Below are 20,962 nucleotides of genomic sequence, written 5' to 3' on the forward strand. Positions count from 1 at the left end.
TATATAAGCAAATTATTTAATAATTGTTTTACCTGTCATTTCTTTCGGTTGTTCCACATTTAAAAGTGTAAGCATTGTTGGGGCGATATCTCCTAAAATACCACCTTCACGAAGCTCTACATCATTTTTTGTAACGATGAAAGGAACCGGGTTAGTTGTATGAGCTGTCATAGGCCCGCCATCAGCAGTTAACTCCTGATCAGCATTACCATGGTCAGCAGTAATAAGTGCTACACCATCTTTTGCAAGAATCGCTTCTACAACTTTTCCTAAACATTCGTCAGTTGCTTCTACTGCTTTAATTGTTGGTTCCATCATCCCAGAATGGCCAACCATATCACAGTTCGCAAAGTTAAGAATGATAACATCATGTTTATCATTTTCGATTTCATTTACTAAAGCGTCCGTTACTTCGTAAATGCTCATTTCAGGTTTCAAATCATACGTTGCAACCTTTGGTGAGTTAATTAAGATACGCTCTTCTCCTGGGAATTCAGCCTCACGACCACCGCTAAAGAAGAATGTAACGTGCGGATACTTTTCAGTTTCCGCGATGCGAAGTTGCTTTAATCCCGCTTGCGCAACAACTTCACCTAAAGTATTATCAAGGTTCATTGGCTTAAATGCCACGTAACCATCTACAGTTTCACTGAAGTGTGTCATACAAACGAATTCAGGAATGTGAGGTACTTTTTCACCACGATCGAACTCACGGAAGTCTTCGTTTGTAAATACACGAGCAATTTGAATTGCACGGTCTGGACGGAAGTTATAGAAAATAACTGCATCATCATCATTGATTGTTGCAACTGGCGTGTTATCTTCGTTAACAATTACAGACGGCAATACGAATTCATCATAGATACCGTTCGCATAAGAGTCTTCTACACACTCTTCTGCTGATTTATAAGTAGGGCCTTCACCATTCACCATAGCACTGTAACATTTTTCTACGCGATCCCAACGCTTGTCACGGTCCATGGAGTAATAACGACCAGAGATAGTCGCGAATTGTCCTACACCTGTTTCTTTAATTACTTCATTTGTTGCATCGATATAACCTTTTGCTGTTTGTGGTCCAACATCGCGGCCATCTAAGAACGCATGGATATAAACTTTCTCCACGCCTTCTTTTGCTGCTAAGCGAAGAAGAGCAAACATATGGTTCATGTGACTGTGCACACCACCATCAGAAAGTAAACCGAATAAATGAAGAGCAGTACCTTTTTCTTTCACGCTTTTAATTGCATTTTGGAATGTTTCGTTCTGATCGAACTCACCTTCACGAATTGCAACGTTTACGCGTGTTAAGCTTTGGTATACGATGCGGCCAGCACCGATATTTAAGTGACCAACCTCAGAGTTACCCATTTGACCTTCTGGAAGACCTACTTCCTCACCACAAGCTGTAAGCGTTGTATGAGGGAATTTGTTCCAGTAACCATCAAAATTAGGTTTCTTAGCTTGTGCTACAGCATTCCCATGAGTTTCTTCACGAAGTCCGAAACCGTCAAGAATGATTAAAGCTGTTGGCTTTCTCATTTTACCGCCCCCAGAAGACCTAAGAACGAAGCAGGCTCTAAGCTAGCACCGCCAACTAAAGCGCCGTCGATGTCAGATTGTGCCATATACTCTTTAATGTTTTCTGGTTTTACGCTACCGCCGTATTGAATACGAACAGCTTCTGCAGCTTCTGGAGAAACAGCTTCTGCAACAACTTTACGGATGTGCGCACATACTTCGTTTGCATCTGCAGAAGAAGATGATTTACCTGTACCGATAGCCCAGATTGGCTCATAAGCGATAACAGTTGCTTTAACTTGCTCTTCTGTTAAACCTGCAAGTGCTTTTGTCACTTGACCTGCTACTAGATCAAATGTTTTTCCGCTTTCGCGCTCTTCTAAAGTCTCACCACAACATACGATTGGTGTTAAACCATGTTCAAATGCTGCAAGAGTCTTTTTGTTTACTGATTCGTCTGTTTCAGCAAACATTTCACGACGCTCAGAGTGGCCAAGTACTACGTAGCCTACTTTTAAGTCGCTAAGTGCTACTGGGCTAATTTCGCCAGTGAATGCACCATTTTTTTCGAAGTGCATGTTTTGTGCACCTACTTGTAAGTCAGTTCCTTCAGTTGCTGCTACTAAGCGCTCTAAGAATAGAGCTGGAGAGCAAACTACTGCATCAACAGCTGAAGCTGCTGGGATTTGACCTTTAACTTCCTCTACGAAGCTAACTGCTTCAGATAGAGTTTTATTCATTTTCCAGTTACCTGCGATAATTGGTTTACGCATGCTTTGCACCGTCCTTTTTCTTTGGCTGCTACTTATTTGTCGTTAAGACAAACTACACCTGGAAGCTCTTTACCTTCCATGAATTCTAATGACGCACCGCCGCCAGTAGAAATGTGGCTCATTTTATCAGCCATACCGAATTTTTCAACAGCTGCTGCAGAGTCACCACCGCCGATAACAGAGTATGTATCTTCTGCATCTGCTAATGCTTGTCCTACTGCTTTTGTACCTTCTGCGAATGGAGTCATTTCGAATACACCCATTGGTCCATTCCATACAACAAGCTTAGAGTTTTTAATTACATCTGCATAAATTTCACGTGTTTTAGGACCGATGTCCACGCCTTCCCATGTAGAAGGAATAGAGTCGATACCAACGATTTGAGTTGTTGCAGTTTCAGAGAATTCCTCTGTGATTACAACATCAACTGGCATGTAGAAGTTTACGCCTTTTTCTTTTGCAAGTTGCATAAATTCTTTAGCTAGTTCAATCTTGTCGTCTTCACATAGAGATAGACCAATTTCATGACCTAAAGCTTTAACGAATGTGTAAGCAAGTCCGCCACCGATGATTAAGTTATCTACTTTGTCTAATAGATGACGAATTACACCGATTTTATCTTTTACTTTCGCACCACCAATGATAGCTGTGAATGGACGTTCTGGGTTAGAAAGTGCTTTACCAAGTACATCTAACTCTTTTTCCATTAATAAACCAGATACTGCTGGTAGGTAGTCTGCGATTCCTGCTGTAGAAGCGTGAGCACGGTGAGCTGCACCGAATGCATCGTTTACGAAGATGTCAGCAAGAGCTGCAAATTCTTTCGCAAGTTCTGCATCGTTCTTTTCTTCGCCCGCATAGAAACGTACGTTTTCAAGAACTAATACGTCGCCTTCGTTCATTGCTGCAACCATTTCTTGTGCAACTGGTCCGAATGCTTCGTCTGCTTTTTTAACATCTTTACCAAGAAGCTCGCCTAAACGTGCTGCTACTGGAGTAAGACGTAATTCTTCTACTGCTTGACCTTTTGGACGGCCTAAGTGGCTTGCTAAAATAACTTTCGCACCTTGCTCTACTAAATATTGAATTGTAGGAAGAGCTGCACGGATACGAGTTTCATCTGTAATTTTGCCTTCTTTCATAGGTACGTTGAAATCAACGCGGCAAAATACACGCTTACCTTTTAAATCTACGTCACGAATTGATTTTTTGTTCATTGGATTTCCCTCCGACTACTAGTTAGGATTGACAAAACCCATTCAAAAGCTTAACACATTTGCTTCTAAAACGAAAGAAGAGAGAGAGGGAACAAACCCTCTCCCTCGTTTTGTCATTGATTGCTTATATACTTAAGAATTAAAGACCTTTAGAAGTCATGTATGCAGCTAGGTCTACTACGCGGTTAGAGTAACCAGTTTCGTTATCGTACCAAGAAAGTACTTTAACCATGTTACCTTCCATTACCATTGTAGATAATGCATCGATTGTAGAAGAAGCTGTACATCCGTTATAGTCGATAGATACTAATGGCTCTTCGCTGTATCCAAGGATACCTTTTAATTCGCCTTCAGCTGCTGCTTTGAATGCTGCGTTTACATCTTCAACTGTTACTTCTTTGTCAAGTTCAACAACTAAGTCAACAAGAGAAACGTTAGCAGTTGGAACACGTACAGCGCCACCGTTTAATTTACCTTTAAGTTCTGGTAATACTAATGCTACAGCTTTAGCAGCACCAGTAGATGTTGGGATCATGTTTTCAGCTGCTGCACGAGCACGACGTAAATCTTTGTGTGGTAAGTCTAAGATTTGTTGGTCGTTAGTGTAAGAGTGAATTGTTGTCATCATTCCGCGTTTTACGCCGAATTTTTCGTTTAATACTTTAGCGAATGGAGCTAGACAGTTTGTAGTACAAGAAGCGTTAGATACTACATTGTGGTTAGCTGCATCGTATTGTTCGTGGTTAACACCCATAACTACAGTGATATCTTCGTCAGAAGCTGGAGCTGAGATGATAACTTTCTTAACTGATCCACCTAAGTGTTTCTCAGCGTCTGATTTTTTAGTGAAACGGCCAGTAGATTCTACTACTACTTCTACTCCGTAGTCGCTCCATGGTAATTGAGCTGGGTCACGCTCAGCGATAACTTTAATTTCTTTACCGTTAACAACGATGCTGTTTTCGTTAGCAGATACTTCTGCATTTAAAGTTCCGTGAACTGTGTCATATTTTAAAAGGTGAGCTAATGTTTTAGCATCTGTTAAGTCGTTGATTGCTACTACTTCTACCTCAGAGTTGTTAAGAGCTGCGCGGAATACGTTACGTCCGATACGTCCAAATCCATTAATACCAATTTTAGTCATTTGAATTTCCTCCTTGGGGGATTATATTAAAGGGTAATACCCTTTGTTAATTGTTTTGCTGCACCTTCATCTGTAATTAGAATTGAAGTGTGCCCTTGCTTTATTACAGCTTGTATTGCCTTTGCCTTTGAAGAACCTCCAGCGACTGCAACAACGTGAGATACATTTTGTAAATCTTCAAGTTGCATACCAACTGTTCTTACTTTATGAACAACATTTCCTTGTTCATTAAAGTAGTAACCGAAAGCTTCGCCAACTGCTTCGTTTGCTTGAATCTTTAACCAATCTGCTTCCGAAGTACTTCTGCGACGTGCCATTGTTAACGCATCACCGATTCCATGAATGACGATATTGGAAGATCGAATCAACTCAAGAACTTCTTTCACGGAGGGCTCTGTCACAATAGACGCATATGCTTCGCTACTAACATGGTCTGGAACATACAATAAGCGATAATTACTCATCGTATTTTGCGCCATCTTGGCACAAATGGTATTGGCTTCTAATTCAACACCTTCTCCAATTCCACCACGTGCTGGGACAAATAGCATATGTAAATCTTTGCAATCAAGTTGCATCATGTCCGCAGCAGCAGCTAGCGTAGTTCCTCCAGCCACAGCAACGATATTATTCGCTGTCAGACGGTCTTTTATACAAGTCACACAAGCACGGCCCATCTCCAGTTTGACCCACGGCGATTCATCACTATCACCAGGGACAACGAAAACTTCATCCAAGTCTAATGTTTCCTTAAGTTGCTTTTCTAAAACCTTTAACCCGGAAATTTCTTTCATAAAGTCTTCCAAAGCAAGAACTAAAGCTGTTCCTTCTTCTGTCAAAGTCATTCCAGAAGAAGCGACGTGAACTAAGTTTTGTTCTTTCAAAACTTGAACTTCACTTCGCAATACTCGTTCTGTCATACCGAGACTTGCTGATAAGTTTCTTCTTCCAATCGGCTGCATGAGCCTAATGTATTGAAGAATTTGCATTCTCGTTTGCATAACAGGTAGCAGATCAGGTAATAATTTTTTTGTGTTCTGAATCCATGAGCGCATATCTTTTCTCCTCACTACATTGGTTCATTTTTCCCTTGTGGTCACTTTACGTCCCGTAGTGACATTTTGTGTCCCACATAGGTTAAAAAAATAATCCCTGCTACGTGTATTATTGTAACAGGAGATAGAAACTTATTCAACTCTTAACTGCATTCTTTATATAGTTTATTATGACACCTTTGTGAATGTTACCATATTCTACTTGTTTTCCGCCTATTTCTACAACCGGAATCATTAAATGATATTTTTCTAAAAGGTCATTATCTTCATATATATCTATTTCCTCGATTTGAAAAGAATATTCACATTGTACTTCTTGTAAAACTTGTTTCGCCTGCACGCAAAGACCACAATCTACTTTTGTATATAATACAACTTTCATCTTCTTCACCTATCCGATCGTTTTTCGTAATGATGAAGCTGGGATATGCATTTGTTCTCTATACTTCGCCACTGTTCTTCGAGAAATAACAATTTCATGCTCTTCTTCTAATAATTTTGAAATCTTTTGATCTGAGAGTGGCTTTTTCTTGTTCTCTGCTTCCACAAGCGTTTGAATAAACTGTTTCACTCGCTTCGTTGAAACTGCCTCATCCTCTGTCGTCGAAACTGCATTACTAAAGAACGATTTCATCTCAAATAAACCGTGTGGTGTTTGCACATACTTATTTCTTGTTGCACGACTAATCGTAGACTCATGCACACTTAGCTCTTCCGCCACCTCTTTTAAAGCGAGTGGCTTCAAATACGCTGGGCCTTCCCAAAAGAAATCACGTTGTTTTTCCATAATAATCGTCATCACTTGCAGAAGTGTTTGTTTTCTCTGTTTCAAACTGCGCATAATCCATTGCACATGCTGATACTTTTCTGAAACGTAAGATGCTACTTCACTTTCACTATTATTAAGAAGTGCACTGTACTCAGAGTGAATTTCAATTCTCGGCATATTTCTCTCATTCATCTGTAAAACGAGGCGATCGCCTTCTTTTTTCACTGCCATGTCAGGCACAATATACAGTGGTTTATCCGAAGAATACGCAAGGCCTGGTTTCGGCTGCAATGATGTAATACAGTTCACCGCCGATTGTAATTCTTCATTACTACACTTCAGCACATGAACGAGCTTTCTCCAATCCTTCTTCACGAAATAAGCAAAGTGCTCCTCTACAATATCTTCCGCTAATCCATCCCTTCTTTGTAAGCGCTTCAATTGTAAAATTAGACATTCCTGAATATTACGTGCTCCTACCCCTGCCGGCTCAAGTGATTGGACAATCTCTACAGAGCGATCGACTACATGAAGCGGTGCAGAAAGGAGATCTGCTAACTCTTCATTCGTTTCTTGTAAATACCCATTTCCATCCATGTTCATAATAATGAAAGAAGCTACTTTTCGCTCTTCTTCTTCTATTTTATAATACTGTATTTGATTTAATAAATGTTGCTGAATCGTCATGGAATCCACACTGTAGATTTCCATCTGATTATCGACTTGTTTGCTGGTACTTTTACTTTTGTTAGAGCTCTTCTTCTTCTCCCTCTCAAAACCACCTAACTCAATAAGGGGATTCTCTAACGATTGCTCATACAAAAACTCCGATAATTCTTGTACATTATACTGAAGCATTGTAATCGCTTGCCTTAACTCTTGTGTCATTGCCAAACGTAAGCTTTGTTCTTGTAAAAGACTTGCCTTCAAACTAATCTCCCCCTTGTTTCTATTGTACAATAAGTTTGGTAAAAGGAGAATCCTATCGCAGACACCCATTCCAAAATATTATTAATTTATATGTATTAATGAGATTTACAACTTACAACCGAAATTTGAATAATATTGAAAGAAAATAATAGTGCACAAAAATTAGAACCACATACTAATAGTAAATCTTATCACTAGATATAACAATAGGGAAATAAAAAAGAAGATAGAATACAACTCTATCTTCTCGTGTATAAAACAATAAAATTTCATAGAAAACAACAAATCTTTAACTATAAATATTGAAAGAACTAAATTTATAACGTAAAATTTCCCATTATATACAACAATTAGAACGGGAGATGAATCATGCAAAAAATACTTCGAAGTATACCTTCATTAGGAGTTAACCTGGCATCATGTATCATTCTGCTAATCATGTGTTGGAGTATCTTTCAACAACAAGATTTGGCATTTAGTCCTTTTATCATCTTTGGGATATGTGCTTTCATCATTTTCATATATGCCCTCGTTTTCTTAACAAGAAATATAAGCACAAAAAAATACGTCTATACGATAAGCATCGTTTATCTACTGATATCTATCATAATTATTAAATTAGTCCCTTCGTCTCCAATTTCTGATTTTCAGTACATGTTGGATGGAGCTAAAGAATTAGCCGCTGGCAACATGAAAGCCATTAAGGATAATCAGTACTTCTTTTGGAATACTACTCAGTTGGGCTTTACAATTTACGAGGCACTTGTTCTTACATTAACCTCACATAGTTACTTTGCCTTACAGTTCTTGAATATTGTGTATACATTGCTAACAGGTTTAGCTATTTTTTACATAGCTAAACACCGATTAAACAATGAAACCTTCGGGCGATTTGGTTTCATTTTATACGTAACATCTATTAACTTATTTTTACTAGTCCCTGTGCTCACAAATCAGCATCTTTCTATGATGTTGTTTTCTTGGGGAACGTATCACCTATTAGCACGCGATGGAAATAAAAATTACATAAATATGTTTTTTGGTGGTCTGCTATTCGCTTTAGGAAATATTATTTATCCTATTGGAATCCTATTTTTAATAGCTGCCGGGCTTTTCCTTTTATTCTTTCACAGCAATATTTTAAAAAGGAATTTCATTTCTTCTATAACATTTATTTCTACATACTTAGTTATCTTATATACTTTAGCCTACATTCCTGTAATGCTTAATATTTCACATAACCCAATAACCAATGCGGATTCTGGCTGGAAATTTGTTATAGGCTTGAATAAAGAATCTAACGGCCAATATTCCTTAGAGGACTTCGCTAAATTAAGACAAAGTATTGTCGATTTTGATATAGAGGAACATAATCGAATTCAAAAACAATTAATTAAAGAAAGAACCGAAAATTTAACCGACCTTATCCCTCTTATGAACAAAAAAAATATTATTATGTGGGGTAGTCCAACAGATTCTTATGCATATATCCCTATAAATGATATCGCCAGAAATACTATCAACGATGTTTCATTTATAAAACTAGACTTTATACACTATGTATCGATTATGTTGCTGAGCATGGGTTCTGTCTTTATTTTTCTTTTCAGTTCTCCATTTAAAAATTTAAACATGAAGTATTTTCAAATTCTGATTATCGGTGCTTTTCTCATTTACTTAGTGACTGAAGTTCAAATTCGTTATCGCTATTTCTTCTTCCCGATCTTCATTATACTTGCAGCCTTTACTTTGCAATATATAATGAATTTATCATTATTTAAAATGAATAAAGCGCAAGCTGATTCAACGGCATCCACTAATTCATAACCCTTACCAATCTGGTATTTACAGGACAAACAATACAATTATGAATAAAAAAATCCCTAACTTACAACGATGTAAGTTAGGGATTTTTAACGCGCCCAGAGGGATTCGAACCCCCGGCAGACGTGGTACCGGAAACCACCGCTCTATCCGACTGAGCTATGGGCGCATGATTATAAAATATACTTCATTTTCTCTTCATAATAATAGCAATAAAAACCATTTAAATCAATAAAAACTCTTTGATAACACATTGTACGTACGCTTTTTCCTGCATAAAAACGCCCCCTAATTTCTACATTTAGGAGGCAATTCTTAACCATCTTATTTATCTAGTTTCTTTTTAATCCCTTTTGGAATTTCATTTGGCTGTACTTCTTGGTATGTTTCAATATATTCACTTTTTGTTTTAACCTTTACATATGCCCCTTCTCTAAGTCCACGCGGCGCATAAAACTTAACATCTCTTTCTTCACCAGAAGCGGATTAACCAGTAAATTTATAGTCTCCAGCTACCTCTCCACCTGTGGATAATCGGCCGGATTCTTTCGCTTTTACATATACAAAGTCTTCTTTCACAAGCGGATTATATCTATCAATCACCTCATTATGAGAAAAGCTTGCCACACCAATAACTAATATAAAAATTCCAATTAAACCCATTTCCCTCTCCTTAACATATCCTTTTAACTTGCTTTACATTCTTTATTCTATGAGAAAAAGTTTTTCCACTATCGCTTACCCTTACGTATTCATTACAAAATTGTAATCTACACGTGTAATACACCTAAATTTTCCAATCATAAATTCACCTCAACTCACAAATTATAAACTTTGAATTGATATTCCAAAGGGGGCTTCATTCAATGACTGTAATTACAAAACTAAAGCAAACTGTTTCTGGATTAAAAAGTGCACAAGCTAGCTTAGAGGGATTCGCTCTTGATACGGATAACCAACAAGCAAAGCAACTTTTCCAAACAGCTGCAGAGCAAACGCAAACTATTATTGATTCTTTAAACCCACGCGTTGAAGAAGTCCAACAAGAAGAACCACAATATTCACAGCAATAACCGAAAGTACCATTTCATCTAATGGTACACAATTTGAGAAAAAGGGTGATATGCAATCATCCTTTTTCTCACATTACATAATGCAGATAGAAATGGAATGATTATAATGCGAAAACTCGGAATCATAACCGCGTTATTTATGCTGCTATTCGGTTCACTTACCGGATGTGATAATAGCCCGTTAGATAAAAAGGTAAAGAAAGAAGAAGCGAAGCGAACAGATGAGAAAAAAGGTCCTAAATTAACAAAAATGAGTACAGAATCCTTTAATCAATCTATATCGCAAGACGCTAAGAAAAGAGCTCTTGCTATGGAGGGAATTATAGAAGCTACCGCAGTTAATACAAATTTAGATCTTTACATAGCCATCAAACCTGAACATCACGAAAGATTTGGTTTAAAACCTTTACGAAGTAAATTAAAAAAGAAACTAAGTGATGAAAATCCTACTTTTGATATTCATGTAAGTACAGACAAAAAGATCTTTATGCTCATAGAAGAACTTGAAAACAAAATTAAGAAAAAGAAAGTAAGTAACGACGGCATCAAAAAACAATTGAAGCTCATTCAATCAGAAATGGGATCTAATATTTAAGCTTTCTAATAGAGAAGGAAGGATTCAAATGTCTAGTAAAGATAAAAACTTAACACCTGTACAACAAGAATATAAAAAATTCGAACAACAGCGCGAACCGAAGCGCCCCGTTTTAAAAAATTGTATAAAAGCTTTTTTCGTCGGCGGATTCATTTGTCTAATAGGCCAACTGATTTCTACCTTTTATATTACGTATTTTGATTTCACTGAGCGCTCTGCCGGGAACCCTACCGTTGCAACTCTTATTTTTATCTCCATGCTACTTACGGGATTTGGCGTCTACGATCGCCTTGGACAATTTGCTGGTGCTGGTACCGCAGTTCCCGTCACTGGATTTGGTAATTCTGTTATTGCCGCATGTATTGAACACCGTACAGAAGGATTCGTTCTCGGCGTTGGTGGTAACATGTTTAAACTAGCAGGATCAGTCATCTTATTTGGCGTATTTTCCGCTTTCGTCATCGCACTTATTAAAACGATTCTCGTTCAATGGGGAGGGTTATAAATGTTACAAGGACACCGAACATGGGTATTCGAAAACAAACCAGTTATTATTTCAACAGGTGTAATCGGTGGCCCCTTTGAGGCAAAGGGAAAAATCCCTGAAGACTTCGATACCCTTCATGAAGATTTATGGCTCGGACAAGATTCCTACGAAAAAGCACATAAAGTTTTGTTTGAAGAAGCTTGTAGCCGTGCTACAGAAAAAGCGAGACTTAGGAAAGATGATATTCAATTCGTTCTCGCTGGAGATTTAATTAACCAAATTACGCCTACTAGCTTTGCATGCCGCACACTTGGCACACCTTATCTCGGATTATTTGGCGCTTGCTCTACTTCTATGGAAGGTTTAGCGCTCGGTGCAAGTATCGTAAATGCAAAAGGCGCAAAATATTTATTAACTGGAGCTTCAAGCCATAACGCTGCCGTGGAAAAACAATTTCGTTATCCAACTGAATATGGTGGTCAAAAACCTCCTACGGCCCAGTGGACAGTAACTGGTGCGGGCGCAGCTATTTTAAGCGATACAGGACATGGCCCAAGAGTAACTTCCGCCACAATTGGGCGCATTGTTGATATGGGATTAACTGATCCATTTAATATGGGAGGTGCAATGGCCCCTGCTGCTGTCGATACAATTGAAGCTCATTTAAGAGAAAGAAATCTTGATGCATCTCACTATGATTTAATCGTAACAGGCGACCTCGGACATGTTGGACGCGAAATTGCTTATGACTTACTACATAAACATGGAACAGAAGTAACGAGTGAACAATTTCAAGACTGCGGACTACTCATTTATAGAGAAGGTCAACCTGTAATAGCCGGCGGAAGTGGTCCAGGCTGTTCAGCGACAGTCGTATACGGTCACTTATTAAACCGAATGAAAAGAGGAGAATTCAAAAAAATACTTGTCGTTGCGACAGGCGCTTTACTATCTCCACTTACATTCCAACAAGAAGAAACGATTCCGTGTATCGCCCACGCCGTTTCGATTGAATTTGGAGGTGCAACGCAATGATTTTCTTCTGGGCTTTTGTAATCGGTGGACTTATATGTGTAATTGGACAACTTATGTTTGATGTCGGCAAACTAACACCAGCTCATACAATGGCAACACTCGTTGTTGCTGGAGCTATATTAGACGGATTCAATTTGTATGAACCACTAATTGATTTCGCCGGAGCTGGGGCAACTGTACCTATTACAAGTTTTGGAAATGCCCTCGTTCACGGCGCGATGGAAGAAGCTGCAAAACATGGAATCGTCGGCGTAATTACTGGTATGTTTAAAGTAACGAGCGCAGGTGTATCCGCAGCGATTATTTTCGGCTTCATTGGAGCATTACTATTTAAACCGAAAGGATAAGAGGTGTTTGCATGACTGTTATCGCTAGCGTAAAAACTTGTCTTGCTAGTTTAAGGGGTGCTCAAGCAAGTTTAAGTTCCCTTTCATTAAATTCACAGGATGAAGAATCAAAACGCGTATTTCATGAATGTATGTTAGAAATGGACAGCGTCATCGCTGATGTTAAGGATAGAGTTTCAGTATTAGAACGTGAAGAACCTCAATATAAAGGGTTTTAAGCAGACTGGAGGAAATCGCTATGTCTCACCTACCTGAATGGACACTTGTCATTCTCCGTTCTGTTTTTATATTAATCATGTTATTCGCTATTACAAAATGGTTAGGGAAAAGACAAATCTCCCAACTTTCCTTTTTTGAATACATAGCTGGAATGACGATTGGTGACATCGCTGCCCAAGTATCTACAGGGCTCGATCAAAAGTTTTTCCATGGCGTCTTTGCGATACTCATTTTTGCTGCGGTACCCTTTTTCACAGGAATCCTCTCTTTAAAGAACAAAACAGCTCGAGATTTTTTTGAAGGGAAGTCTACCGTATTAATAAAAGATGGAAAAATACTTGAAGATAACTTAAAGAAAGAAAAATATACAAGTGACGAATTACTTGAACTACTCCGAGGAAAAAATGCATTCAGCGTAGCGGATGTTGAATTTGCTGTACTAGAACCGAGCGGTGAATTAAATGTATTATTAAAGAAAGATCGCCAACCACTTACAGCAAAAGACGTAGGTTTAAAAGTACCAAACGAGAAGGAACCACAAACTGTTATTATGGATGGAAATGTACTAGATGAACCTCTGTCATCAAGCGGGCATAACCGCGCTTGGCTACATTCAGAATTAGAAAAGCTCGGCGTTGTCATTGAAAATGTTTTTCTCGGTCAAGTTGACTCGTACGGGCAACTTACTATCGACATTTATAATGACAAACTCCAAATGCCTTCTCCTCAAAACAAACCTTTATTATTGGCATCTTTAAAAAAATGTCATGCTGATCTTGAGCTATTTTCTTTAGAAACAAAATCGAAATCAGCAAGCGAAATGTATAGTAAAAACGCGAAACAAATCGAAAAGATTTTAAATAGAGTAACCTATCTTTTAAAAGAATAAATATCGAAAGAACGCTTCAATCAAAAGGCGTTCTTTTCTTTTTTTCTACAGTTTTCCTGACGTTTAAATTTATGTAATTCGGTTATGATGTTGAAGATACATAAGCAGGGAATTTCAAAAACATAGCGAATATTTCATGGTACAACTACATATTTTTTTGATTTAAAGTGGTTTCGTTTGACCTTTATTGACCATAATTGTATTATAAGACTAAGAAAGCTTTAGAAGGAGGAAATAACAGATGAATTTAATTCCTACAGTAATTGAACAAACAAATCGTGGAGAACGCGCTTACGATATTTACTCTCGACTATTAAAAGACCGCATCATTATGCTTGGTAGTGCAATTGATGACAACGTAGCTAACTCAATTGTTTCCCAGCTTTTATTCTTGGAATCTCAAGATCCAGAAAAAGATATTCACATCTACATCAATAGCCCTGGTGGTTCTATCACAGCAGGTATGGCAATTTACGATACAATGCAGTTTATTAAACCACAAGTATCAACAATCTGTATCGGTATGGCTGCATCTATGGGTGCATTCTTACTTGCAGCAGGTGAAAAAGGAAAACGTTTCGCTCTTCCTAACAGTGAAGTAATGATTCACCAACCACTTGGCGGAGCACAAGGTCAAGCGACTGAAATCGAAATCGCTGCAAAACGTATCCTATTCTTACGTGAAAAATTAAACCAAATTCTTGCTGACCGCACAGGTCAACCACTTGAAGTACTACAACGCGACACAGACCGCGACAACTTCATGACAGCAGAAAGAGCTTTAGAATACGGCTTAATTGATAAGATCTTTACAAATCGTTAATAGATTTAAAGCGGAAGCGGCTCGTTTAGAATCGCAGGACGATGGAGCCCCTGATTCCGAGGCGCCTTTTGCCTCGAATGAAGGGGCGAAGCGACCGGAGATTCTAGCCGCCGGAGCTGGATACACTTAAAAGCAGAAGCGCCCTATTACAGGGCGCTTTTTTATTATCATGCCCTCCGTCTGTATACCCATCCTGGTATCCCCCTAAATATATCAACGATTTTTCAATTATATCGAACAAAACTCAAATTATATCAACGATTTTTTTAATATATCAACGGTTCGACACAACATATCGATTTACCGACAATCTACGACAAGGACAAACCAGCTACATACCCCCTATCCCGCAAACTCCCCTTAAGTAAACAGCAAAAACAAAAAAGCTATCGCACATGCGCGATAGCCATTTTATTGTACATATGCAGCTAATGCTTCTAAAGCCTCTTCTGCATCTGAACCTTCTGTTGTAATTGTTATCATGCTACCAGTTCCGATTGCTAAGCTCATAATCCCCATTATGCTCTTTGCATTTACTGTCTTTCCATCTTTCTCGATAAAGATATCTGCATGAAAGCGATTTGCCTCTTGTACAAACAACGCAGCCGGACGTGCTTGCAAGCCGTTTTTTAATGAAACTTTAACCTGTTTTTGAACCACAGCTCCATTTCCCCTTTAACCTCTTATTTTTTTGCTATCGTTTCCCCCGCGCGTAATTTCTCTGCAATATCATCGATTTTACGCAAACGATGATTAATACCCGATTTACTAATTTTCCCCCCGGATACCATCTCACCTAACTCTTTCAATGTTACATCTTGATAATCTCTTCGTAGTTGCGCAATTTCTCTTAGTTTATCTGGCAAAATATCTAGACCAACTGACTCATCAATATAGCGGATATTTTCAATCTGCCTTAGCGCTGCACCAATTGTTTTATTTAAATTAGCTGTTTCGCAGTTCACTAGTCGATTCACTGAATTACGCATATCACGAACAATTCGAATATCTTCAAATCTTAAAAGTGCGTTATGAGCACCTATAATATTTAAAAATTCCGTAATTTTTTCTGCTTCTTTCAAATACGTAATGTACCCTTTTCTTCTTTCCAACGTCTTACTATTTAAATCAAATCCGTTCATCAGTTCACATATAGCATCATTATGTTCCTTATATAACGAAAAGATTTCTAAATGATAAGATGATGTTTCTGGGTTATTTACTGAACCACCTGCTAAAAATGCACCTCGTAAATACGATCGTTTACAACATTTCTTCTCAATTAATTCTTGTGATATATTTCGAATAAATGAAAAGTCGTCCCGGACAATATGGAGATCTGCTAATATTTCACGAGACTTCTCAACAAGCCGCACAATATATACATTATTTTTCTTCAATCGCATTTTTTTACGAACAAGTAATTCTACCGTTACGTCATATCCTTTTTTCAAAAGCGTATAAATCCTTCTTGCAATTGCCGCATTTTCCGTTTGAATATCGATAGATAGACGACGATTTGAAAAAGAAAGCGACCCGTTCATTCGAAGTAATGCTGATAATTCTACTTTCTCACAGCATTCCTTCACCTCAAGATTCGTCAACTCTTTCTTTGTTTCCGATGCAAATGACACAGTCAACACCTCCTTATACGATTATTATGGAACAAAAATCTTGTCCTATATGAATGAGGAGCGTTACCTCAAAACGAGGTAACGCACATTTATAACAGTGAATATAAAATAGAAGCTAACTTTAACGTATCATGCCTTACAACACGCTCATCATACTTCGCTAATCTATCTTGAATGACATCAATATTATTTTCAGTAAAACGCTCTTCATCCACTATAACTGGTGTCGACATTTCTTCCTCATATAACTTGCGTAATTCACAAGGAATATCACGATTATTTACAATTGCAGTATCGATAAATGGTTGCCCTAAATGATCATGTAACGCCTGCACATGATCAAACGCAGTATACCCCATCGTTTCACCCGCTTGTGTCATAACATTACATACATATACCTTCTTTGCTTTTGCAGCAAGAACAGCGTCCCCAATTTTATTAACAACTAAATTCGGCAATATACTCGTATACAAACTTCCTGGACCGAAAACAAGTAAATCAGCTCGTTTAATCTCAGCTAACGTTTCATGTAACGGCTCTACATCTTCTGGAGTTAAAAAGACACGGTTAATCTTCTTTCCGAAATACGGAATCTTTGATTCACCTGTTACAATTTCTCCATCCTCTAGTTCTGCATGCAGTACTGCACTTTGATTCGCTGCTGGTAATACACGTCCTCTGACATTTAATACTTTACTCGTTTCTGTAATTGCATGGAAAAAGTCTCCTGTAATCGAGGTCATACCTGCCAATAACAGATTTCCTAACGCATGACCTTTCAGTCCGTCTCCCGTTGTGAAACGATGCTGAAATAAAGCTTCCACCAGGGGCTCTACATCCGACAGTGCAACAAGTACGTTACGAATGTCACCTGGGGGTGGAATTTCTAGCTCATCACGTAATCTACCTGAACTGCCACCATCATCAGCGATTGTAACAACTGCTGTAATATCAACAGGATATTGCTTTAATCCTCTTAATAAAACAGAGAGTCCAGTTCCTCCTCCCATGATGACAATTTTAGGTTTTCTCTCTTTTTTCATCCCCTAATGGCCCTTTCTCTTCTCCACATCACGATGAGATACATGAACGCTATACTCTGGTTTCAAATGTTTCCCAAGGTACTCTGTAAGCGTAACAGAACGATGCTGTCCACCTGTACATCCAATTGCAATTACAAGTTGACTTTTGCCTTCTCTTTTATAATGAGGCAGCATGAAAGTAATGAGATCTATCAGTTTCTCTAAAAACTTATGTGTCTCATTAAATTTCAGTACATACGACGAAACTTCTTCATCTAGTCCTGTTAATGGCTTCATATGTGGAATGTAATATGGATTTGGTAAAAAACGAACATCAAATACTAAATCTGCATCAATTGGAATACCGTACTTAAATCCAAAGGACATAACATTTACACGAAATGCTTGCTCAGTTTCAGTAGAAAACAAATGAACAATTTTTTCACGTAATTCTTTCGGTTTTAAATCCGATGTATCAAGCACAATATTCGCTCGTGCCTTCATATCTGTTAATAAACTACGCTCCGCTTCGATTCCCTTTAACGGCAAACCAGTCGGCGCAAGCGGATGCGAACGTCTCGTTTCTTTATAACGAGTTACAAGCGTACTATCTTTCGCATCTAAAAATAAAATATGAGGAATAATCCATGTACGTTCTGATAAATCATCAAGCGCTCCCCATAAATGTTCGAAAAACTCTCGGCCACGTAAATCAACGCCAAGCGCTACTTTATTCATTTTCCCTTTTGAATCCGACATAAGCTCAATAAACTTCGGCAATAACATCGGCGGTAAATTATCTACACAAAAATATCCTAAATCTTCAAAACTTTGTAAAGCTACTGTTTTTCCGGCTCCAGACATTCCTGTAATAATCACCATTTTTATATCATTATTCTCTGTCATCGTATCCTCTCCTTGGCAATTTAACTCGGATCTAATCGATATGAAAGCAGCTCAAAATCTGGGGTATATACAAATGTACCGTAGATTATACCATTCCCTTTAATTAAATAATCAATAATGTGATAATCTCCTGGCGCCATTGCTAAATCATCAATCTTATCAAATGTATGCCAACCAATGATGCCTTCTTCGCTCTCTAGTTTGTTTTCTCCTGCAAAATCTGTCGCTAAAAAGGAGAACATCATCCATTCAGAAACAACTTTATCACCTTCTTGGATGACAAAGGTGAAGACCCCTTTTAACGCTGGGTTCTTTAAATAAATACCTGTTTCTTCACGATACTCGCGAACAACGGAATCTCTTACTGTCTCACCACGCTCCATCTTCCCGCCTGGTGCAACCCACCAATTTCGGCGAGGTTTTTGGAGTAAGAGTACTTCATTATCTCTAATTAACACACAGTTTGTCACTCTTTGCATGTTTCCTCACCTCAGCTACTTGCAGCAAAATTTATCACTGCATACTCATTTCATTATACTATCAAAAACAGTTTGCTACAACGAAGGAGCCAGTCCTCTTTCGCTAAACACATAGTCCTCAACAATTGTAAAAAAGCTTTCTATAACAAGCAATCTAAATGCTTGCAATTACAATGAATCACACATAAAAATCCCCTTAACGATTTTTATCGCTAAGGGGATTACATTCTTTATTTCTTACCGAAATAAGTAACAATCGTAAATCCTAAAATGAAGGTAATGATCGAACTTACAATTGAAAATCCGCCAGTTGGAATACCAGGGAAAACAATTACAATCGAACCGATAACAAGTCCAATAATTACTGCAAATGTCATATTTTTATAACGATCTAATAAAAAGCTAATTCCTTTACTACTTACAACAAATCCGACCATAACACCAGCACCAATAACCATAATTAATGGTAAATTAAGTGTAGTTAAAGCGTTAATTGCCGTTGGATAAACACCAATAATTAATAAAATAAACGATCCGCTAATTCCAGGAAGGAGCATAGCCATACTAGCCATCCATCCTGCGAAAAATAAACCGATTGCATTTAAAATTGTTAACGTCGTAATTGGATCTGCTGCCTTATCTGGCTTAAAGAACGCTGTTATCGCAACAAGAATAGCTGCAATTATTAATAAAGCGATGTGCTTACCTTTAAACGTCGCCTTTGCATCAGCTTCTCTCATTAACATCGGTAATATACTAATAATTAAACCGAGGAAGAAAAATTGAGTCGGTTCATAATGATTTGCAAGTAAATATTTAATAACGTGACTTAACGTTAAAAACGCTGCCGCCACACCAGCTGCAAGGGGAATTAAAAATCCTAAATGTTTTTTCCATTCACGACTAAAGAACCCGCTAATTGCCGCAAGCAATTGTTCATAAATCCCTAACACTACAGCGATTGTACCGCCGCTCACACCAGGAATTAAATCACTAACTCCCATACAAAATCCACGATATATATTACGCCATTCCATACTGAATAAATTCCTCATTTCTTATAGTGATTTTTTCCGTAAAGTCCAGTATATCAATAAGAAAGCTTATAATCCTAATTGTTTTTGACAAAACTTTGACATTTTTACATAAAAAAAGAAAGCTCCTATCGGTAGCTTTCTTCTCAAAAGGAGTATTACCCCTTATTTTTCTGTTACAGTTTTTAATTCCTCTAATAATTCTTCTACGTAATGTTGTGCACTTTGTGCAGCAATACTACCGTCACCTGTTGCCGTTACAATTTGACGAAGCATTTTTTCACGAACATCACCTGCTGCGAAAATACCAGGAACTTTCGTTTCCATACGCTCGTTCGTTTCAAGGTAACCATTTTCATTTGTAATACCTAGTTCAACAAATGGTTTTGATAAAGGTAACATACCGATGTATACGAAAACGCCATCAGTTTTTACTTCTTTCTCTTCTCCACTATTTACGTCTACAAGTGTTACACTTCCTACTTTACCATTTGCATCATTAATTTCTTTTATAGTGTGATTCCAAATGAAATCCACTTTCTCGTTTTGGAATGCACGATCTTGTAAAATTTTCTGTGCACGAAGAGTATCACGACGGTGAACGATTGTTACTTTTGATGCGAAGCGCGTTAAGAACACACCCTCTTCAACAGCTGAATCTCCGCCTCCAATAACAACGAGTTCTTTTCCTTTAAAGAATGCCCCATCACATACTGCACAATATGATACACCGCGGCCGCCAAGCTCTGTTTCACCTGGCACACCAATTTTTTTATATTCTGCACCGCTTGCAACGATAATTGCACGTGCTTTATATTCTTTTTTACCAGCAATAATTGTTTTATATTCTTTACCATCGATGACTGCTTTCACATCACCATATGCATATTCAGCACCAAATTTCTTCGCATGCTCGAACATTTTATTTGATAAGTCTGGTCCTAAAATAGACTCATAACCTGGATAATTTTCTACATCTTCTGTGTTTGCCATTTGGCCACCTGGAATACCACGCTCAAGCATTAATGTGCTTAAATTCGCACGAGATGTATATACTGCAGCTGTCATACCAGCTGGTCCTGCACCAATAATAATGACATCATAAATTTTTTCTTCTGACACACCATTCACTCCTATCCATTCCTACACAATTAAGTTACCCTCATTATACTGTTAGCATCATTTT

At 38.0% G+C, this 20,962-nt stretch carries 24 protein-coding genes, 1 tRNA gene and 1 pseudogene; 9 read left to right on the forward strand and 17 right to left on the reverse strand.

All coding sequences use genetic code 11. From position 1 onward, the window contains the following. Nucleotides 1–12 precede the first annotated feature (12 nt). The 7 genes from gpmI to rpoN all read right to left on the reverse strand — a co-directional run bounded on the left by gpmI (nt 13) and on the right by rpoN (nt 7,409). A complete protein-coding gene (gene gpmI, locus G9F74_RS09230) occupies nt 13–1,542 on the reverse strand; it encodes a 2,3-bisphosphoglycerate-independent phosphoglycerate mutase (RefSeq protein ID WP_001231145.1) in 1,530 nt (509 codons plus the stop codon). Then, nucleotides 1,539–2,294 (reverse strand): triose-phosphate isomerase, encoded by a 756-nt coding sequence (gene tpiA, locus G9F74_RS09235; RefSeq protein WP_001231042.1) that lies wholly within the window; start codon nt 2,292–2,294, stop codon nt 1,539–1,541. The genes gpmI and tpiA overlap by 4 nt, the downstream gene beginning before the upstream one ends. 32 nt (nt 2,295–2,326) lie before the next feature. Further along, complete coding sequence (locus G9F74_RS09240; protein WP_001036333.1) at nt 2,327–3,511, reverse strand: phosphoglycerate kinase; 1,185 nt, start codon at nt 3,509–3,511, stop codon at nt 2,327–2,329. Between the two features lie 139 nt (nt 3,512–3,650). After that, nucleotides 3,651–4,655 (reverse strand): type I glyceraldehyde-3-phosphate dehydrogenase, encoded by a 1,005-nt coding sequence (gene gap / locus G9F74_RS09245; RefSeq protein ID WP_000161234.1) that lies wholly within the window; start codon nt 4,653–4,655, stop codon nt 3,651–3,653. A 26-nt stretch (nt 4,656–4,681) separates the two neighbouring features. After that, nucleotides 4,682–5,710, reverse strand: a complete 1,029-nt coding sequence (cggR, locus tag G9F74_RS09250; protein WP_001258184.1) for a gapA transcriptional regulator CggR — start codon at nt 5,708–5,710, stop codon at nt 4,682–4,684. A gap of 136 nt (nt 5,711–5,846) precedes the next feature. Then, nucleotides 5,847–6,092 (reverse strand): glutaredoxin family protein, encoded by a 246-nt coding sequence (locus G9F74_RS09255; RefSeq protein WP_000869744.1) that lies wholly within the window; start codon nt 6,090–6,092, stop codon nt 5,847–5,849. A gap of 9 nt (nt 6,093–6,101) precedes the next feature. Next, nucleotides 6,102–7,409 carry an RNA polymerase factor sigma-54 gene (gene rpoN, locus G9F74_RS09260; RefSeq protein ID WP_000647943.1) on the reverse strand — a complete coding sequence of 436 codons (1,308 nt, stop codon included), beginning with the start codon at nt 7,407–7,409 and terminating at the stop codon, nt 6,102–6,104. Nucleotides 7,410–7,778: 369 nt separating this feature from the next. Between rpoN and G9F74_RS09265 the strand changes: the two genes are divergently transcribed. Beyond that, complete coding sequence (locus G9F74_RS09265; RefSeq protein ID WP_016107232.1) at nt 7,779–9,236, forward strand: glycosyltransferase family 39 protein; 1,458 nt, start codon at nt 7,779–7,781, stop codon at nt 9,234–9,236. A gap of 90 nt (nt 9,237–9,326) precedes the next feature. Here G9F74_RS09265 and G9F74_RS09270 read toward each other — a convergent pair. The 3 genes and pseudogenes from G9F74_RS09270 to G9F74_RS30025 form a co-directional block, all read right to left on the reverse strand. Next, nucleotides 9,327–9,402 (reverse strand) — tRNA-Arg (locus tag G9F74_RS09270). A 155-nt stretch (nt 9,403–9,557) separates the two neighbouring features. After that, nucleotides 9,558–9,704 (reverse strand): annotated as a pseudogene (locus G9F74_RS30020) (YxeA family protein); the annotation flags it as partial. Between the two features lie 15 nt (nt 9,705–9,719). Further along, entirely contained in the window at nt 9,720–9,896 is a 177-nt protein-coding gene (locus G9F74_RS30025; protein WP_016107233.1) for a hypothetical protein, read from the reverse strand. A 203-nt stretch (nt 9,897–10,099) separates the two neighbouring features. Between G9F74_RS30025 and G9F74_RS09280 the strand changes: the two genes are divergently transcribed. From G9F74_RS09280 to clpP, 8 genes are all read left to right on the forward strand, one after another. Next, nucleotides 10,100–10,306 carry a DUF1657 domain-containing protein gene (locus tag G9F74_RS09280; protein ID WP_000216160.1) on the forward strand — a complete coding sequence of 69 codons (207 nt, stop codon included), beginning with the start codon at nt 10,100–10,102 and terminating at the stop codon, nt 10,304–10,306. A 106-nt stretch (nt 10,307–10,412) separates the two neighbouring features. Then, the gene (locus G9F74_RS09285) at nt 10,413–10,901 is read left to right on the forward strand and encodes a YhcN/YlaJ family sporulation lipoprotein (protein WP_001228529.1); all 489 of its coding nucleotides are present in this window, start codon (nt 10,413–10,415) and stop codon (nt 10,899–10,901) included. 28 nt (nt 10,902–10,929) lie between these two features. Beyond that, nucleotides 10,930–11,406, forward strand: a complete 477-nt coding sequence (spoVAC, locus tag G9F74_RS09290) for a stage V sporulation protein AC (protein WP_000095411.1) — start codon at nt 10,930–10,932, stop codon at nt 11,404–11,406. Further along, complete coding sequence (gene spoVAD / locus G9F74_RS09295; RefSeq protein ID WP_016107234.1) at nt 11,407–12,423, forward strand: stage V sporulation protein AD; 1,017 nt, start codon at nt 11,407–11,409, stop codon at nt 12,421–12,423. Then, entirely contained in the window at nt 12,420–12,770 is a 351-nt protein-coding gene (gene spoVAE / locus G9F74_RS09300) for a stage V sporulation protein AE (RefSeq protein ID WP_000575919.1), read from the forward strand. The genes spoVAD and spoVAE overlap by 4 nt, the downstream gene beginning before the upstream one ends. 11 nt (nt 12,771–12,781) lie before the next feature. Further along, nucleotides 12,782–12,988 (forward strand): DUF1657 domain-containing protein, encoded by a 207-nt coding sequence (locus G9F74_RS09305; RefSeq protein ID WP_000215895.1) that lies wholly within the window; start codon nt 12,782–12,784, stop codon nt 12,986–12,988. Nucleotides 12,989–13,008: 20 nt separating this feature from the next. After that, nucleotides 13,009–13,878 carry a DUF421 domain-containing protein gene (locus tag G9F74_RS09310; RefSeq protein ID WP_000018941.1) on the forward strand — a complete coding sequence of 290 codons (870 nt, stop codon included), beginning with the start codon at nt 13,009–13,011 and terminating at the stop codon, nt 13,876–13,878. A gap of 241 nt (nt 13,879–14,119) precedes the next feature. Beyond that, nucleotides 14,120–14,701, forward strand: coding sequence for an ATP-dependent Clp endopeptidase proteolytic subunit ClpP (clpP, locus tag G9F74_RS09315; RefSeq protein ID WP_001049156.1), 582 nt, complete (start codon nt 14,120–14,122; stop codon nt 14,699–14,701). 411 nt (nt 14,702–15,112) lie between these two features. On the opposite strand, the gene G9F74_RS09320 is transcribed toward clpP, so the two are convergent. The 7 genes from G9F74_RS09320 to trxB all read right to left on the reverse strand — a co-directional run bounded on the left by G9F74_RS09320 (nt 15,113) and on the right by trxB (nt 20,898). Then, nucleotides 15,113–15,361, reverse strand: coding sequence for an HPr family phosphocarrier protein (locus G9F74_RS09320; RefSeq protein ID WP_000250298.1), 249 nt, complete (start codon nt 15,359–15,361; stop codon nt 15,113–15,115). 23 nt (nt 15,362–15,384) lie between these two features. Continuing rightward, nucleotides 15,385–16,335, reverse strand: a complete 951-nt coding sequence (gene whiA / locus G9F74_RS09325) for a DNA-binding protein WhiA (RefSeq protein WP_000006570.1) — start codon at nt 16,333–16,335, stop codon at nt 15,385–15,387. An 89-nt stretch (nt 16,336–16,424) separates the two neighbouring features. Then, nucleotides 16,425–17,378: a gluconeogenesis factor YvcK family protein gene (locus G9F74_RS09330; protein WP_016107235.1), complete on the reverse strand. Its 954-nt coding sequence runs from the start codon at nt 17,376–17,378 to the stop codon at nt 16,425–16,427. Between the two features lie 3 nt (nt 17,379–17,381). Beyond that, on the reverse strand, nt 17,382–18,263 hold the full coding sequence (gene rapZ / locus G9F74_RS09335; protein ID WP_000138467.1) for an RNase adapter RapZ: 882 nt from the start codon (nt 18,261–18,263) through the stop codon (nt 17,382–17,384). A 20-nt stretch (nt 18,264–18,283) separates the two neighbouring features. Next, entirely contained in the window at nt 18,284–18,742 is a 459-nt protein-coding gene (locus tag G9F74_RS09340) for an NUDIX hydrolase (protein WP_001190080.1), read from the reverse strand. A 230-nt stretch (nt 18,743–18,972) separates the two neighbouring features. Next, on the reverse strand, nt 18,973–19,779 hold the full coding sequence (locus G9F74_RS09345) for a DUF368 domain-containing protein (protein WP_000455191.1): 807 nt from the start codon (nt 19,777–19,779) through the stop codon (nt 18,973–18,975). 162 nt (nt 19,780–19,941) lie between these two features. Further along, nucleotides 19,942–20,898, reverse strand: a complete 957-nt coding sequence (gene trxB / locus G9F74_RS09350) for a thioredoxin-disulfide reductase (RefSeq protein ID WP_001288066.1) — start codon at nt 20,896–20,898, stop codon at nt 19,942–19,944. Nucleotides 20,899–20,962 lie beyond the last annotated feature (64 nt).

Origin of the sequence: Bacillus sp. EKM202B, assembly GCF_011066025.1 — a bacterium.
Lineage (GTDB): Bacteria > Bacillota > Bacilli > Bacillales > Bacillaceae_G > Bacillus_A > Bacillus_A toyonensis.